General features: G+C 37.3%; 13 protein-coding genes. 10 read left to right on the forward strand and 3 right to left on the reverse strand.

Annotation, left to right across the window (positions count from 1 at the left end; genetic code table 11):
• Positions 1–391: 391 nt before the first annotated feature.
• The 3 genes from OOL01_RS02810 to OOL01_RS02820 form a co-directional block, all read right to left on the reverse strand.
• The gene (locus OOL01_RS02810; RefSeq protein ID WP_264687088.1) at positions 392–2,611 is read right to left on the reverse strand and encodes a hypothetical protein; all 2,220 of its coding nucleotides are present in this window, start codon (positions 2,609–2,611) and stop codon (positions 392–394) included.
• A gap of 9 nt (positions 2,612–2,620) precedes the next feature.
• Positions 2,621–3,988, reverse strand: coding sequence for a hypothetical protein (locus OOL01_RS02815; RefSeq protein ID WP_264686016.1), 1,368 nt, complete (start codon positions 3,986–3,988; stop codon positions 2,621–2,623).
• Positions 3,989–4,260: 272 nt separating this feature from the next.
• Positions 4,261–5,175, reverse strand: coding sequence for an Rpn family recombination-promoting nuclease/putative transposase (locus OOL01_RS02820; protein ID WP_264687245.1), 915 nt, complete (start codon positions 5,173–5,175; stop codon positions 4,261–4,263).
• 456 nt (positions 5,176–5,631) lie between these two features.
• Here OOL01_RS02820 and ltrA (OOL01_RS02825) point away from each other — a divergent pair, with 456 nt between their 5' ends.
• The 10 genes from ltrA (OOL01_RS02825) to OOL01_RS02870 all read left to right on the forward strand — a co-directional run bounded on the left by ltrA (OOL01_RS02825) (position 5,632) and on the right by OOL01_RS02870 (position 14,854).
• Positions 5,632–6,975, forward strand: coding sequence for a group II intron reverse transcriptase/maturase (gene ltrA, locus OOL01_RS02825; protein ID WP_007302360.1), 1,344 nt, complete (start codon positions 5,632–5,634; stop codon positions 6,973–6,975).
• Between the two features lie 77 nt (positions 6,976–7,052).
• Positions 7,053–7,175 carry a hypothetical protein gene (locus OOL01_RS02830; RefSeq protein ID WP_264687089.1) on the forward strand — a complete coding sequence of 41 codons (123 nt, stop codon included), beginning with the start codon at positions 7,053–7,055 and terminating at the stop codon, positions 7,173–7,175.
• A gap of 195 nt (positions 7,176–7,370) precedes the next feature.
• Positions 7,371–9,161: a DNA mismatch repair endonuclease MutL gene (mutL, locus tag OOL01_RS02835; protein WP_264686000.1), complete on the forward strand. Its 1,791-nt coding sequence runs from the start codon at positions 7,371–7,373 to the stop codon at positions 9,159–9,161.
• A 68-nt stretch (positions 9,162–9,229) separates the two neighbouring features.
• Positions 9,230–10,168 carry a WO male-killing family protein Wmk gene (gene wmk, locus OOL01_RS02840; RefSeq protein WP_264686001.1) on the forward strand — a complete coding sequence of 313 codons (939 nt, stop codon included), beginning with the start codon at positions 9,230–9,232 and terminating at the stop codon, positions 10,166–10,168.
• Between the two features lie 170 nt (positions 10,169–10,338).
• Positions 10,339–11,013, forward strand: a complete 675-nt coding sequence (locus tag OOL01_RS02845) for a JAB domain-containing protein (RefSeq protein WP_264687090.1) — start codon at positions 10,339–10,341, stop codon at positions 11,011–11,013.
• A 170-nt stretch (positions 11,014–11,183) separates the two neighbouring features.
• Positions 11,184–11,699 carry a hypothetical protein gene (locus OOL01_RS02850; protein WP_264687091.1) on the forward strand — a complete coding sequence of 172 codons (516 nt, stop codon included), beginning with the start codon at positions 11,184–11,186 and terminating at the stop codon, positions 11,697–11,699.
• Positions 11,684–12,451, forward strand: coding sequence for a reverse transcriptase domain-containing protein (locus tag OOL01_RS02855; protein WP_264687092.1), 768 nt, complete (start codon positions 11,684–11,686; stop codon positions 12,449–12,451). Before OOL01_RS02850 ends, OOL01_RS02855 begins: the two co-directional genes overlap by 16 nt.
• A gap of 318 nt (positions 12,452–12,769) precedes the next feature.
• Positions 12,770–12,910, forward strand: a complete 141-nt coding sequence (locus tag OOL01_RS02860) for a hypothetical protein (protein WP_019078704.1) — start codon at positions 12,770–12,772, stop codon at positions 12,908–12,910.
• A gap of 52 nt (positions 12,911–12,962) precedes the next feature.
• The gene (gene ltrA, locus OOL01_RS02865; RefSeq protein WP_007302363.1) at positions 12,963–14,207 is read left to right on the forward strand and encodes a group II intron reverse transcriptase/maturase; all 1,245 of its coding nucleotides are present in this window, start codon (positions 12,963–12,965) and stop codon (positions 14,205–14,207) included.
• Positions 14,208–14,260: 53 nt separating this feature from the next.
• Positions 14,261–14,854, forward strand: a complete 594-nt coding sequence (locus tag OOL01_RS02870; protein ID WP_264687093.1) for a reverse transcriptase domain-containing protein — start codon at positions 14,261–14,263, stop codon at positions 14,852–14,854.
• Positions 14,855–14,874: the final 20 nt, after the last annotated feature.

Here is a 14,874-nt window from a genome sequence, read left to right on the forward strand (position 1 = left end):
AACTAAAGAAATTCCTATTTTAGTGCCACAAAAATTTGAATTATTGACTCTTCCTAAGATTGCAAAAAGGGTCGTATATTTGTGAGAACAAGCCGCGTAAAAATAAGGTTATAAAAATAGAAGATTTAAATTATTTTCATAAGCTTAGGCAAAACAGTTCGTACGTAGGTTTAGTAAAAGTGAGCCAATATAGCTGATTTCAGCGTATAATGAAATTATTATCTAGAAAAGTTCGTATGTATCATTTGGTAGACCAACGCATCCCAAAACAAACTCTTCTCAAGCTAGCTGGTTTCGGTTGCTAGAAATGGTTGTATTGCTTAAGTTTTTAATGGTGTATGTTGCTGAATTAATAGTAGTTCATTTTTGACATATAAACTCTCAGTAATCCTCATCTACCAGGAAGATCATCTGCAGAACTGTGTCCTAAGTTGTCCTTTATACGAAGAACATCCTTAACTGATATAAGAGTATCTGGCCTCTGTGCACGATCATTCCATATGGCATACGATAAAACTACTGTGTCTCCATCGGTAATACGCTTATAACCTCTACAATGCATATAATCATCTAGTTGGTTATTTGCTTCCCGCTTTTTACGCTGTAATTCACCAGCACCAGCAAACTTCAACTCTATTCCTATTGGGTGAACACCATCTCTACTGTCTGGAGACCGTAATAATACCAGATCTAATCTCTCTCCTCCTCCCAGTTGAAATTCAATAATTACCCTAGCTGGATTATCACAAGCGTAAAATAATCCATGCAGTATGGAATGAAATCCAGCCTCTCTAGCGTTATCCCTATTTACTATCCACCTTAACGGAAATAGCACATTAGAAATTGCTTGAAACATTTGTGCATGACGATTTTGTACTTGCCAACCAGTATTCATCATTATATCTGCAATGCTGTGCACGTTACTGACACCACCTATCTGTGAAAATTCACCTAGAAAAGATCCACCTACTTTACTTTGTAAATAGAGGGCAGGTGAGTGAAATGGTGTTACACCAACAGTTAAACCAAGATCATCCTCAGCTCTTCTTGCCGGATCCAATTCACATACTACTTCATACACTCTAGTGTCTGGCCAATGTGATAGATCTAGACCTTGCTCTGGAAACTGGTGAGTTGCTAACATATGACGTACATTAAGTACAATAACTCTTTTCTCTCTTCCTAATGATGCATATAAAACCATAGTTAAGGCACGATCTCCGACATTTACCTGTGTGATCCCTCCTTGCGGATCTAGCATTTCATCGTCATCATGATAGTGGAATAAGTGTTTGGTTACATCTACCCAATTTCCTCTTGTTAACATAATCCTTTTTTTTGCAAATGCGGTATTTCCAAAGGTAAACCCAGTTGTGTAGAGGAATATTCTCCTATCTCTAGCACTAACACCACCCCTATTTCTAACACCAGGTACAGCAGGTACACCGAAGGCTGGATATAGTAAATAGTCTCTAACGCTCTCTTGAATTCTGGCCACAGACCCATTAAATAGCCTTTCCATTAAAGAAGATTCTCTTTCCAAAAAGTTTTGAGTGCTAAGCTGCAAACGTTCGTTGTTGTCTAAATCAAAATTTAACCCTACACAAACAGCATCCTCCGACGAGGTGTGTATGGATATGGAAGAAACGGGACATCTTGTAACGTAATTTTCAGCCTGTGCCAACGCTCGATCAGCATGTCTGTCTATTGCTTGCCCTGCCTTGAGTTCAATTATAATAGGAACAGAATCTATTAACCGTTGTACACCACGTACAAGAAAAGTAATATCTGTATATCCACCCCCCACAAACAACTCAAGGTAAATACCGGCTGTGTGACGATACCTAAAATTCATCAAAAATCCTGACAGAAAGCCATGATAGTCTGACTCCTTGCCATTGAAATCTAGTGCATGATTATATCTATTGTAGATACCAATTATGTACTGCAAAATTCCTGTAGTAGATCTCCTCACGTTCATTCTATCATTACTTGCTAACTGTCCTATTTTATTTTGCAAGTAGTCTTGTCGTTTGGTTCTAACAATTTCCTCAAATCCATTACATGGAGATGCTGAACTTCCGGCAAATGCTTCTCTCTCATCAAACTTCATGCATCTTATCGCTTCCTCCTCTTCATCTTCTCCTTGATTCCATGCCCATACAAATGTTTTATACTCTTCCCATGCAAATCGTCCTGCACGCGATACAATATTCTGTTGTTGTAACTCATCCTCTACCCACAACCTTTCTTGCTGACTAAATCTTGAACCAAAACTATTCTGTCTATCAGCAATAGTGAAACACCTTACAATTCTGTAACCTCTTTTACTTCTGTCGTTAGTTAACACAGCAACCTTTAAATTTCCTTTTCTAGGGTTATCTGGATCGTTATCAAAACGAAAATAAATCTTTTCATCATTTGCAATATCAGAATCAAACGCAGTAGCAAACATACCGAGAAAGAATGCAGGGAAAAAGCGATCCTTACCAACCGAGTGCAAGAAAGATGGACATTGATCCAAGAAGGACTCAAACCTTTCTACAAACCCCCGGCAATCTCCATTTAATAAACTTCTAATGAACCCAATATTCTCACCATTGTTATGCATAAAATACTCCTACTTACTACGACCAGACAAACCACTAACACCAGGAGCTCCTAACATGGACTGTGGGTCACCAGAGCTACCAAAATCACCGCTACCTCTATGAGGAATAGGTACCTTATCTAACTCAGAAAACAATTCTTCTGCTAGCCTGCTGTAATTAATATTCTTCTTCATACTAGACTTTCTAACCACTTTTAAATTACCAATAATATCTCTTTTAAAGTCTTCAAAATCTTTATCTGAACAAACTTCTTTGGCAAATTGCAATATTTCTAACATCTCACCCTTTTTTACAGCTAAGCTGTCCTTATCATCATAGTATCTCCAATCAACAATTAATTCTGCTAGTACATCTGTTATAGGGTCTATACTCTTAGAAAAATCAACAGCAACCTTTTTGTGCTCATTAAAACGGTCACACCTCCAAAAATCCATCATAGTTGCCTTAGCTTGAATACCTAACCCAGGATTTTCCAATATTACATTTGAAAGCGAGGAAAGAAGGAGTGCATAATCATGATGTGAAAGTATTTTATCCGCTGGTACTGAAACTTCTTCGTAACACCAACGCCTCACTATATCTTGAACTGTATCAAGAAAACTCCAACGTATCAAACCATTAAGAAGTGAATATACTCCTTGATTTTTTTCTGACAACTTAAGCAACAGTTCAAGTTTCGCTGGATCATCCATTTTATACAGGCAAAAATCTAAAACGGTAGCACGATTGTAGTTACATTGAATAGTGGACAAAGTAGTAACCGCATTTATAATTTCTCTTTCTCTTTCTTGCAGGTTTAAACGGTTATAGAAATACTCCACTCCCTCGCTCCATTTAAGATCTACAACTTCCCGGAAACCATCTACGTTACTATATTCTTTTAATGCTCCTGATTCTCTATCAATCCAAAAGCTGAATGCAGGATCGTAACTTCCCATAGAGTCTAGCAAATCGTTTCTTATATACTTGTCATCTACAGGATTACCGTCTATGTCTACTGCACCAGGAGAGACTCTACCTTTGTAAGACTCAAATTGCTCTTGAAAGAGCGGATAAATTTTATCTACCACACAATACCTGCAAGCCATGTTATACCTGCAAAACGGATTCTCTATTTTATCTATTTTTTCCTCAGTTAGCTTCTGTCCTAGGATGTAATTGTTTAATTTTGTATCTGACCAGCAACTCTCATCGCGAAATATACTGTATAAAAACTGCAACTCATTATCTTCCAAATATTCTATTTGTTTAATGTAGGTTTTCACCCATCTTTCAATTGCTAAATGCCTTTCAGCAGCAACCTTAGAATCTGCATGTTGAATAACACTCTTTAACTTAGTAAGTACTGCAGCATGACGATCTGTCTTCCTTGGCATTTTACCCCCTATATAAAAATATTTACTGCATTATGCAAAAATTAGAATCAAACAGCAACACTAAAATTATCAAGGATAAGAAAATTTTATGAAAAACATTTTTTATATTTAAATATCATCTATTTTGCACTTAACTGATGCGTAGAATTGGTGAAAAAATCAAATAGGCCATAGCGAGAATAGCGGAAGAGTTAGATGTAGGCTTTAATATATTAGACTAATGGATAAAGAAGTATAATAAATTGAAAAGCCCTCTAAGGGAGCTACAGTACTTAAGCTTTTTCCTTGAGTTGTGAAATTTCAGAATGAGAAAAACCTGTAGTTTGTGATATAATGTCAGTAGAGACGCCAGCTTTAAGTAGGTTTTTAGCCACAGCAATTTTAGCTTGTTTTTCGCCCTCTTCCCTACCTTTTTGATGGCCGATTAGGATGCCTTCTTGTCTACCTTCATGTTTAGCATCATCGAGTTTTTGAGCAAGGACAGCCTGTTCATCACGAATACGCTTGATCTCTTGTTCATAGGCAATAAATTCTTTTTCTGACCAGTTGAACCTATTGAGTTCTTCATATGCTCTTTTAATTATTAGATCACTTCCTATTATTCTCTCTAGCTCTTCTTCACTAGTTTCGTCTGCATATCTGAAAAAGTATACCCATTTTTCAACTATATTTGAAAGCTGATCTTCTTTGGTTTTTGGAAATTTAGGCAACTCAATAAATATAAAGTAAAAATCTTTTAGATCATGTTCATTAGTATCTTCATCGCGAATAGTATGCTTTGATTTGTACTCAGACTTATCAGGAAATAAAATACAATCTGCTATAGCAATAAAGATAATTTCCTTAAGGTCATGGTATTGATCACCTTTATCAGCTTGTCTCGAATAAGCTTTAGCAGCGTAGTATTGGGCACGTTTTTCAAAGCCCTTAGTTTTAGCGACCTGCATCTCGCAAACGTACTGAACACCTGAAGAATCTCTACAGAGGACATCAACAATACTTTGTTTTTTAGAGGCAATATCAGGATCTTGAATAGTACTTAAAAACTCTATATCCTGTATTGCGTTTTTGCCAGTAAAGCTCAGAATATCATTGAGGAAGTGAATGAGGATATCTTTATTCTTTTCAGTACCAAGTGCGTCCAGAGAAGGCGAGTATTGTTCAGTAGGAAATAGACCTACCAGGATAAAAGTCGGAATCCTGTAGCTTGGGTAGCAGCATAAAGGGAAACCAAAATGTTGAAGCCTACCGACAACATTATCGTAGGATAATGGCGAATTACCAGGCCGTAGCGAAAGCGAATGCACAGATTGCCTCGAAAGGAATATTCTGAAGGTCGAGCCATCTTGGTACTGGCGAAGACAGAATAGACCAGACGAAAAACGAATGAAACGATTGGTCTACTTCAGCGGGGTGTTAGTAACAGCATGGCAATGAGGACATACAAAGCAACTGGAGAAGCCCTCCTCATCCCAAGGAGAAACACCTTGGAGAGGTAGGTTCTATAACTGGAAAACAGGAAGTGAACTGAAGATGAGAGGGTGACGGATGGGTGCGTAGTAGTGAAGAAGTGAGGTAACGCTCATGGAGCAAAGGCACCCTACTAGCAGGGATCTTTTAACAAAAGGAAGGTAAAGGTAAAAATGACAAAAATGCCGATAAAATTACAAGACCTGAGAAGAAAGATATACACCAAAGCGAAGGCAGAACCGGAATGGCGATTCTGGGGAATCCATGTTCATGTCTGTAAAATGGAGACACTGGAGGAAGCTTACAAACTAACGAAGAGGAGTAATGGGGCACCAGGGATTGATGGGGTGACATTCGAATCGATAGAGACAGAGGGCTCAAGAAAGTATCTTCAACGAATAAGACACGAATTAATAACCAAGACCTATAGCCCAAATAGGAACCGGAGAAAGGAAATACCAAAATCTGGAGAAAAATTCAGAACGTTGAACATACCCTGCATCCGGGATAGAATAGTGCAAACAGCACTGAAGCTAATACTTGAACCGATATTCGAATCAGACTTCCAAAAAGGATCATACGGGTATAGACCTAAGCGTAATGCGCATGAAGCAGTACAAAAAGTAACGGAAGCAGCAATCAAAGGCAATACAAAAGTAATTGACGTAGATCTAAAATCCTACTTTGACAGTGTGCGACATCATATTCTGATGGAAAAGATTGCCAAAAGAATAAATGACAAAGAAATCATGCGCATGATTAAGCTAATCCTCAAAATAGGAGGAAAACGAGGAATGGCACAAGGATCACCACTTTCACCACTACTAAGCAATATATACCTAAATGAGGTAGATAAAATGTTGGAGAAAGCAAAAGAGGTGACCAAAGAAGGAAAGTACCAACGTATGGAATATGCCAGATGGGCAGATGATTTGGTGATACTGATCAGAGAATACCCGAAACGGGAATGGCTAGAAAGAGCAGTATACAGAAGGTTGGAAGAAGAATTAGCAAAACTAGAAGTGAGAGTAAATGAAGAAAAGACAAAAGTCATTAACCTAAAGAAAGGAGAAACATTTAGCTTCCTAGGGTTTGATTTTCAAGAGAATATCACAAAACAAGGAAAGTGGAATGTCAGGAAAACACCGCAGATGAAAGCACGAACAAACCTGCTACGCAAGTTGAAGGAAATATTTCGGCGCCATAAATCGCAACCGATAAAAAGAGTGATAAATGACATCAATCCGATATTGAGAGGGTGGGTAAACTACTTTAGGATAGGAAACTCTAGTCGAAAGTTCAGTTACGTAAAACACTGGGTGGAAAAGAAGGTAAGACGCAATTTAATGCGAGCCAGGAAAGCAAAGAAAGGGTTTGGTTGGAAGAAATGGAGTAGCGAATGGATATACAAAACGCTGGGTCTATATTCAGACTACAGAATAAGGTATTACAGACCGAAAGCATCACCAACACAATATGTGATAAACTTTGGTAAAGAACTTGCTAGGAAAGCGTAGTGCGGGAAAACCGCATGCTGCGTTTGACGAGGCGGGAGCTGGAAACGTTAACATGGGAATTTGGATTGAGGCCCAGGATGAAAATAATGGATCAGCCACCAAACCCTAAAGAGGCGCGCCAGTTCTCGACCCTACAGATACGCCGAAACGCAACATCATTTTTTGGATCGAGAAACTTCGAAAGAGCCATGAGAAAGTAAGATAAAAAGCATTAATAATTATACACAATTGTGAAGAAATATTCAACTAAAATTAAACTATAGGAGAGCTTGCCATAAAATTTTGGCCTGGGTTTTTTACAATTATTTCTGTTTTGAAATTAGTGAAGATGCCTAATAGAGATTGATTTTTATTAACATTAAAGCTATATCTTCATCAGACTGAGAGTTGGAAATATGGCAATAATTCTTTTAGATACAAAAACAATAAATCGTATAGCAGCAGGTGAAGTAATCGAAAGGCCAGCAAGTGTAGTAAAGGAATTAGTAGAAAATGCAATAGATGCTGGAAGTTCAGAAATAGAGATCAAAATAGAAAGTGGTGGGCGTAACCTTATCACTGTGACAGATAATGGAAATGGAATAGAAAAGGAAGATTTGGAACTTGCGTTTATGCGCCACGCTACTTCAAAATTAAGCGATGGTGAATTAATAGAGATCAGACATCTTGGCTTTAGAGGAGAGGCTCTGCCTTCAATTGCAGCAGTAAGCAGAATGAAATTATCATCCAAGGCAAGTGGAGCAAAGGAAGCATGGTCTATAAGGTATGAGGGAGGAGAAAAAATAAGAGAGATTACCCCTTGTTCTTTGTTGCAAGGTACATATATTGAAGTTCGTGACTTATTTTTTGCTACACCAAATAGACTAAAGTTTCTAAAAACCGAAAGGGCAGAAACACAAAGTATTGTTGATATTGTGAATAACTTAGCGATGATTAATTATAGTATTGGGTTTACTCTCACTTCTGGTAATAAAAAGCTCTTAAAATATGTTAAGCAAACTTCGCTGTTCAACAGATTATGTGAAATAGAAGAAGAATTTCAAAGCAATTCACTGGAAGTTAAAGAGGAAGAAGAAGGCATCAAACTTAAGGGACACATCTGTAAACCTAATGTCAATCGTGGCAACTCAACTCAGATTTATACGTTTGTTAATGGAAGGCCAATAAAAGACAATCTACTTGTTGGTGCAATTAGATATGCGTATCACGATTTTATTCCAAACAATAGGTATCCTTTTGCAGTGTTGCATTTAGAAGTACCATATGACCAAGTAGATGTAAATGTGCATCCAAATAAATCGGAAGTAAGATTTCAGAATAAAAGGCTAATATATGAAATAGTGAGAAGAGGGATAATAAAAACACTATCAACGAGATTTGCAGCGGGTGATCAAGGTATTGAAGAGGAGCTAATTTTTAATGATAGTAAAAGCCAAGAGCAGGTTGATAGTCAAGAGAAAAAAGATCAAAAAGAGTTTTATGAAAAGAGGCCAAGTCTTTTAGAAAATCGTTTAATGAAAGAATTCAATGCACCAGATGAAAAAAGGCAAAGCTTACCAGAAACTTTTAAGTATGGAGAATCCCCAGCCCAAAAGGGAACGATAGTTTTAGAAAGGAAGCAAATTGATTTGATAGAGGATCACCCTCTAGGATATGCACGCTGTCAGGTCTACAATACTTACATTATTGCTGAGGCTGGAGATAGGCTGATTATAGTAGATCAACATGCAGCCTATGAGAGATTGATATACGAGTGCTTAACAAGCATAAAAAGACAAAAACTTCTCATTCCTGAAATAGTTGAAATTAAAAACCAAGCTGGAATGGAGATGGTTAAAACTTATAAAGATAAGCTTTTTGAAATGGGTTTTGGTATTGAAATAGAATCAGAAGATAAAGTAAGGGTAAAAGAAATACCTGCAATCTTGGGAACAATAGATATAAAAGAGATGCTAGTTGATATAGTAGATAAGTTAATGGAAATAGAAGATACGCTACCAATAGAGGATAAGGTGAACAAAATATTATCCATAATCGCTTGCCACGGAGCAGGAAGAAAAATGAAATTGGAAGAGATGAATGAGATACTAAGACAAATTGAGAAAACTCCATATTCTGATCACGGAAGACCAACGTATATAGAAATGAAACTAAGTGATATAGAAAAATTGTTTGAAAGGAGATGAGTTCAGTTTGTCAAAAAGGTTGCCAATTAAGTATACGTAACAGCTCTTCTGGTTATGGAGTATAAAATGTGAAAAAAGAGAACAAATGCTCTAATTTTTTAGATTACAAAGTGATAGGACAGGAAGTAAGAAATCTTAGATTAGCAAAGGGATATACTCAAAAAGATTTAGCAAAAAAAATCGGAACAACATATCAGGTAATACTGCAATATGAAAAAGGAACACGCAGAATTTCAATTAAGAAGTTATATGAATTAGCAGAAGCATTATCAACAACTGCTAGAGATCTAGCTTGCGGACAAGAAGTATCAAATGAGGAAAGGTATGAGGAAGAAGAGATATTAAATCTAGTAAGAAGACATAAAGAGATTAAGGACCAAGAATTACGTGAAACGTTTTATTTATTAACTAAATTCATCCGTATTAGTGAGGAAGAAAGTGGAAAGGCAGTAAAAGTAGAGGTGGCAAAGGGTTTAGTTAAGGAAGGAGTTTCTGCTCATGTTATCTCTCAAACGACCAGTTTATCTATTGATGAATATGATAATGATGAGAAAAAAATTTCTATTCCGTATAAAGTAGGTCAAAGAATAAAAGAATGGAGGTTGAGAAGAGGATACACTCAGGAAGATTTAGCAAGTAAAGTGGGTATAATAAATCAAAGAATATATGAATATGAACAAGGACGAGCTGGTGTTTCACTTGAAATGTTAGATGAAATAGCAAAGGTACTATTAATTAATATTACAGATCTGCTTCCAGAAACAAGAGAAAATGAGAATAGTGAAGCAGAGCTATCAAAGTTAATAGAAGAATACAAAAAGATTAAAAGCCAAGAACTACGTAATGTACTAATAAAATCTCTGTTTGAAAGTATACAAGTTTGCAAAGAGAAAGTGGAGAGAGTAGAAAAGATGAAAATTGCAAAGAATTTAGTTAAGGAAGGAATTTCTATCAATATTATTTTAAAAACAGTAGGCATCTCTTTAGACGAAATTCAACAAATTTAAAATAAAAAAATCAGTATCTATTAATATCTTTACTTTTTGATGAAAAAATAAGTAAAAAAGATTTAAAAATTGATTTGACTTCACTCAAAAGCTATGGCCTTATGCCAATGCTGACAAAAAACAGCAGTAAATATATAAAAACATTTTGTTATTAGTGAAGGGTAATTTTTATGAATAATAAGGAAAACAGTAAGGATCGTAGAGAAGAAATAGAATTCAGAGCATTAGAAAGCAACGGTAAAGCACTACTTGATCGTGAAGTAATAGAAACGTTTCTAAGTGCAGTGCATGACAGGGAAGAAGCTCGAATTATTGCTAGAAAGCTAATAGATAATTTTGGAATAGGAGGAGTTTTAGGCCAGGAAATAGATGACTTGAAAACTATAGAAGGGATAACCGACTCTACAGCAGCAGTAATTTTATGCCTAAAGGAAGCTGCAAAGAGAGTACCAAGAGAAGAGTTAAAGAAAGGACCTGTAATGGATAACTTGGAAACCATCGTAAAATATTTAAGGGTGAGTATTGGTTATTCAGAGGAGGAAAAGATGAAAATAATATATTTTGATCAAAAGTGCCGTTTAAAGGGGGAAGAAGTGTTCACTGGTACAGTGGATAAGGTACCTTTTTACATAAGAGAGGTAACAAGAAAGGCATTAATAAGAAAAGCGATGTCAATAATAATATCGCATAACCACCCAGAAGGAAGGTTAAAGCCATCTGATGAGGATGAAGCTGTAACTAAAGACTTGGCTAAAGCTTGTCAGACTATAGGGATTAGGTTACTGGATCACATTATCATCACAAGTGTTGGGTATTTTAGCTTTAAAGAGCAAGGACTGTTATAAAGCAGATATTTGAAGATTTTCATGAGTTGTTTAACTACTTGAATGAAGAAAGTATTTGCAAGTGCATTAATTATTGCTTATAATTAATGAGAAAGTATATATTAAATTAATAATAAAGTAATAAAGTTGGTTATAGACTTAGTTAAATATATTTAATAGCGGAGGCTAATATGAGTGCGCCAAGGGAAGCGTTTAGAGTACAGTTGGTGGAAAACCAACCTAGGCAAAGTCTAGCCAACAGCTTAGAACAGACCATTATGCTACGTAAGGTAACGAGCGTAGTAAAGCTAATGGAATGGATAATACAGGGTGCAACGAAAGTGAAGGTATTGAGTTCCGAAATTGCCAACATTATAGAGGTCGACACTTTTCATGTGGTGGAAGACAGCATGAGGGGTAACGATAAGGCAAGTTATCACTCACTCTATCGGGATCCGAGGCCGTATCATGTATTAAGATGGAGTCTAAATGAACTTGGGAGATCCTTTGTATTCCTACTAAGGTACGCTGGAACAAGTCAACAAAGGCGAGGACTAACGGAAGATGCAAAGGAAGTCGGACTGATTGATAGTACTCAGAGTGTGGGAAAGCCACATACAAGGGGAAGCGGTCAGCAATATAGCAACGGGAATAAGGATTGCAATACCGATACAACAGAGATTGGAGGAATATGCAAGGAAAACTAAACCAGATAGCGGTAAGAGCGAAGCAAGATAAGCGGGTAAAATTTACATCGCTGATACACCTTATCAATGAGGAGAATCTTGCAGAGTGTTATAAGGAACTAAAACGTAACAAAGCGTGTGGTGCAGACCAAGTGACAGTGGAGGCGTATGGAGAAAACCTAGAGGAGAAACTTAAAACGCTAGTGGATAGTATGAAGAGAAAGCAATACCGACCGCAACCAGTGAAAAGGGTATACATACCCAAAACTGGAAGCAAGGAAAAGCGCGGTCTCGGAATACCATCAACAGAAGAAAAGTTGGTACAGATAATGTTAAAGAAGATATTGGAAAATATTTATGAAGCAAACTTTCTGGACAATTCGTATGGTTTTCGCCCTGGTAGAAGTTGTCATCAAGCGGTCAAAGCACTAGATAAAGCAGTGATGCACAAACCAACTAACTACGTTGTAGAAGTGGATATCAAGAAGTTCTATGATAATATCCAACATAAATGGCTGATGAGATGCTTAAGGGAACGAATATCTGACCCAAATTTATTGTGGTTAGTGCAACAAATTCTTAAGGCTGGAGTCATCGAAGCTGGACATTATGAAGCAACCACACAAGGAGCACCTCAGGGAGGAATAGTAAGCCCTGTATTGGCTAATATATATTTACACTATGTACTAGATCTATGGTTTGAAAAGAAAGTAAAACAAGAATCTAAGGGGTATATGGAGCTAGTCAGGTACGCAGATGATCGTGCGCCGTAGAAACACGGAAAGTGTTGAAGCTGTGCAGTAGATGAGGGAGGGCCCCTCGGAGCCGGTTTGCAAGAGCAGGCTTCAAACAGCCATAAGCTGCTTTGGTAAAGAGCTAAGGTAGTGAGCGTTATGGAAAAGGCACAATTATGTGTCATGTATGAAATAGAGAGACGAACGCAAGTGAACCACTGATGAAGTGTCGAAAGCGTAGAGACGACGTCAAAACCAGGGGGTAGTCGTTAACCTGGGATGAATCTACTGGGAGCTTGTTTACTGGGTAGGTGGCGTCCGGCATAAAAGTGGCGTGAATCTATTTTAGGCTATTGCATGGAACTACGGGAACCTGTCGTTTCGATGAAAAGGGAGAAGTCCAAAGAGCTGATCTCTGAGGATGAGAGTACCGATGCGAAAAACAGGGGCGGATTAGCTCGTAGTAGCGAAGAAGTTTCTGTAATGGAAATGGAGTGAAGGGGCTAAGTTATTTAGTTTTAATTATTTATCAACCGAAAGGGAGGAGTCAATGAATAAAACAAAGTCTTTTGATATACCGAAGCAACTTATTTGGAGAGCTTATAAACAAGTATCGAAAAATAAAGGTGCAGCAGGTGTAGATGAGGTCTCGATAACAAAGTTTGAAGAAAATCTAAAGGATAATCTATACAAATTATGGAATCGGATGTCATCCGGAAGTTATTTTCCAGAGCCGGTAAAAGCTGTTGCGATACCAAAAGATACAGGAGGGCAAAGAATTTTATGTGTGCCTTCAGTATTCGACAGAATAGCGCAAACAGCAGCTACAATGTATCTTGAGCCGTTAGTAGAACCGAAATTTCACGAAGATTCATATGGTTATAGACCAAATAAGTCTGCGCTGGATGCGGTATACACAGCACGGAAGAGATGTTGGAAAAATGATTGGACGGTAGATCTTGATATATCTGGATTTTTCGACAATCTGGACCACGATTTAGCACTGCAGGCTATCAAGAAACACACAGACTGCAAATGGGTCATACTGTATGTTGAGAGGTGGATGAAAGCCCCCATTCAGCAAGCAGATGGCAGTAGGGTAACAAGGGATAAAGGAGTTCCGCAAGGAGGTTCTATAAGCCCAATCATTTCAAGCATATTTATGCACCATGCGTTTGATATGTGGATGAAACAAAATTATCCAACAGTACCATTTGAAAGATATGTAGATGATGCGATAGTGCACTGCAGAACTAAAAGACAGGCAGGATTTATGAAAGTAATGATTGAAGAAAGATTGGCTAAGTGTAAATTGAAGTTACATCCTGAAAAGACACAGATTGTGTACAGTAAGGATGATGATAGAAAAGAACAATTTCCTAAACAAAGCTTTGATTTTCTAGGTTATACTTTTAGACCTAGAGTAGCAAAGAATAAGATGAGGAATTATTTCATCTCATTTCTACCTGCAATTAGTAACAAAGCCAAGAAGAAGATCAAGAAAACCATAAAGTCATGGAGAATACATCGGATTACATGGACCACACTAGAGGAAATATCGAAGAAGATAGATCCAATAGTCAGAGGCTGGTTTCAGTACTATGGCAGGTTTTATAAATCAGAGATGTATCCATCTCTTAGAAATATAGAGAGATACCTCATAAGATGGGTCAGGACAAAATATAAGAAACTTCGTGATCACGGAAGACTAGCAAAGCAATTTCTAGGAAAAGTGAGAAAGAGGTCTCCAAGTATTTTCTATCATTGGACACTTGGGTTAGGATCAAAAGGCTAAATAATGGGAGCTGTATAAGCCGAGAGGTTTCCGTGCAGTTCTGCGAGAGACTGGTGGGGAAGCTCCGCCGGTCTACTCTCCTTCTGGTGTGCTGTGAAAGTGAGGAAGGCGCTAAAGAATTTCTAGAATCATTGAAACAAAGATTAGCCAAGTTTGGTTTGGAAATATCTGAAAATAAAACAAAAATAGTAAAGTTTGGTAAGAAAGAATGGTATCAAGCAGAAAGAGAGAAACGAAAGACGGAAAGCTTTAATTTTCTGGGATTTACACATTATTGTGGGAAAAGTCGAAATGGCAGACTTATGATGAAGCAGAAGACTTCAAAAATAAGCCTAGCCAGAAAGATTAAAGAAATCAAAGAGTGGTTGAAAGCGGTTCGGAATCTTATTCGTCTCAAAGACTGGTGGCAAATACTCAAAGCCAAACTAAGAGGACACTATAACTACTTCGGGATTAGCGGAAATTATCGATGGCTCAATAAGTTTAATTGGGCAGTAAAGAAACTAACGTTTAAGTGGATAAACCGACGTAGCCAGAAAAAGAGCATGAATTGGGAACAATTTATGCATTATACACAAGTTAATCCACCACCAAAACCAAAAATATGTTTTTCCTTATATACACAGGAGGTATGTCGTGAACGCTAATATTGTGGAGCCGTGTGCGG

Source organism: Wolbachia endosymbiont (group B) of Rhopobota naevana, assembly GCF_947250615.1.
Classification (GTDB): domain Bacteria; phylum Pseudomonadota; class Alphaproteobacteria; order Rickettsiales; family Anaplasmataceae; genus Wolbachia.